The organism is Bacillus cereus group sp. N21, from assembly GCF_016483395.1.
Lineage (GTDB): Bacteria > Bacillota > Bacilli > Bacillales > Bacillaceae_G > Bacillus_A > Bacillus_A pseudomycoides.
On the sequence record NZ_JAEHBX010000181.1, the window covers coordinates 1 to 1,661 of the forward strand.

The following is a 1,661-nucleotide window of genomic DNA, read 5'->3' on the forward strand; positions in this document are numbered from 1 at the left end:
CCGTTTGTTACTTGGCTCCCTCTACTTTTTAACACCTTCACAGGAGTCGGACGCTTGTTTATAAGCGCCACTCCCTCCCTTTGGTACATTTCATTTGATAGATTGATAAGCATCTCAAATGCCATTCCTCGGTTTCCTAATGCCATTGTTATTTCCTCACTTTCTATTAAAAGGATTATTTTGTTTAAATTTTGCTTAATTCTCATTGCTAATCATTTAAATATTTAAAATTCGTTATATAATGAATTTAATTTATAATTAGGAGTGATTAAAATGCCAGATATGATAGAAATCGTTCTTTTCATTCTTATAGCAATTAGTGCTGTTTTTTATTTAATAAAAGAATTTCAAAAACCTGAGAAAAAAGCGCTTTGGATTTCACTAGAATTTTTAGTTCTTTTCTGGGCAGTATGGGAAATAACGACTATCATAAAATAATTTGTAGATTATAAGCCCCTGAATAAAACTCAGTATTTCGTCAATACTGTAAGTAGGCTGATAAACAGCTATAATCCAAAACTGTAGTTCCCAATCTCTTTTCCCCTTTCCCCTAAGGGCTGAGCAGTTAGCTTTTGCTAGCTGCTCTTTTTGCTTTCCGTCTCTTACTTCTTTTTTTAGCTCTTTCAGCGAACCATATCGAACACATCCAACCTATCCATACTGTTGAACTTTCTTGACATTCTATAGTGAAATTACGGTGCAATTTACGTTTTCGGTTACGCTCTTTAAGTTTTTTTAAACGCTCATACTCTCCACCAGCTGTTAATGTAGCTCTCCATCTATACATCCGCATATCCATTCCCCTTTCTTTTGCTAGCTGCTTTTTTATGCTAATTCTGAAGTTATTAAAATTGTTGTGTTTTTTAAAGAATCGAACGTCTTTCGTATACTTTCATTAGAAACACTATCATTTTCTTTTAAAACCACTTCCGTGTATTTTTTTAACGCTCCAATTCTATATATTTCTTTCGGCGCTCCCGCTTCCTTCACTTCTTCAACTGAATCATAAGCTACTTCCTCCGCGTATACTTCATAAGCCTTTTCTAACGTTTCCGCTGCAACTAACGCCCAGTATTCTTGTTTATTAAACTCAAAGTATTTCATATCCATTCCCCTTTTCTGCAAAATAATATTTTAAACCCACCATTCGTTCATTTCCTTTTTTCCGCATCCCATACATTTGCTATAAAATGAATCTTCCGGCCACCATCTATGACCGCCAAGAATCCAACAAAGTGTTTCGATAAACCATCTTTCAATCATTGTTTCAACTCATTTCTCTACAAAATGAAATTTTTATACTAATTACTTTCATCCCTCATTATCCAATTCAATTTCATAAGTACCTGGTCCAAGATACCTATTTGATTATTAACACCATCACGATAGTCCTCACTATGGATTCTTGAAAAGCCATAGTGGATTCGTTTTAAACCTGATTTTCTCCGTTCTAGATCAGTTATAAGCTGTTTAACTTCTTCAGATTTCAAACTGCACATCCTTTTCTACAAAATGAAATTTTTCTATTAATCCTCCTCAAGTTCCGTAACAGTTAAGTAATTTCTAGCCTTCTTCCTCTTTGCTAATCTCCTTTGATATGCTGGTGTTTTATAGAAGTGAATCGTTTTAGGAAGTACGCCCATATGTTGAGCGCATTCCTG

5 protein-coding genes are annotated in these 1,661 nt (G+C 34.4%); 1 reads left to right on the forward strand and 4 read right to left on the reverse strand.

What is annotated here, in order from left to right; genetic code table 11:
* Positions 1 to 146 (reverse strand): Holliday junction resolvase RecU (locus JDS96_RS30315; RefSeq protein ID WP_199669073.1); only part of this gene is annotated, 146 nt, incomplete at its 3' end.
* Positions 147 to 273: 127 nt separating this feature from the next.
* Here JDS96_RS30315 and JDS96_RS30320 point away from each other — a divergent pair.
* Positions 274 to 438: a hypothetical protein gene (locus JDS96_RS30320; RefSeq protein WP_199669074.1), complete on the forward strand. Its 165-nt coding sequence runs from the start codon at positions 274 to 276 to the stop codon at positions 436 to 438.
* Between the two features lie 127 nt (positions 439 to 565).
* On the opposite strand, the gene JDS96_RS30325 is transcribed toward JDS96_RS30320, so the two are convergent.
* From JDS96_RS30325 to JDS96_RS32945, 3 genes are read right to left on the reverse strand one after another with little or no spacing between them, the layout of a single operon-like run.
* Entirely contained in the window at positions 566 to 793 is a 228-nt protein-coding gene (locus JDS96_RS30325) for a hypothetical protein (protein WP_199669075.1), read from the reverse strand.
* Between the two features lie 32 nt (positions 794 to 825).
* Positions 826 to 1,104 (reverse strand): hypothetical protein, encoded by a 279-nt coding sequence (locus tag JDS96_RS30330; protein WP_199669076.1) that lies wholly within the window; start codon positions 1,102 to 1,104, stop codon positions 826 to 828.
* Between the two features lie 30 nt (positions 1,105 to 1,134).
* Entirely contained in the window at positions 1,135 to 1,263 is a 129-nt protein-coding gene (locus JDS96_RS32945; RefSeq protein WP_274605981.1) for a hypothetical protein, read from the reverse strand.
* Positions 1,264 to 1,661 lie beyond the last annotated feature (398 nt).

What these genes read in the sequence shown, in the direction of transcription:
- JDS96_RS32945 (WP_274605981.1), bottom strand. Translation starts at nt 1,263, where the DNA reads ATGATTGAAAGATGGTTTATCGAAACACTTTGTTGGATTCTTGGCGGT.
- JDS96_RS30320 (WP_199669074.1), top strand. Translation starts at nt 274, where the DNA reads ATGCCAGATATGATAGAAATCGTTCTTTTCATTCTTATAGCAATTAGT.
- JDS96_RS30330 (WP_199669076.1), bottom strand. Translation starts at nt 1,104, where the DNA reads ATGAAATACTTTGAGTTTAATAAACAAGAATACTGGGCGTTAGTTGCA.
- JDS96_RS30325 (WP_199669075.1), bottom strand. Translation starts at nt 793, where the DNA reads ATGCGGATGTATAGATGGAGAGCTACATTAACAGCTGGTGGAGAGTAT.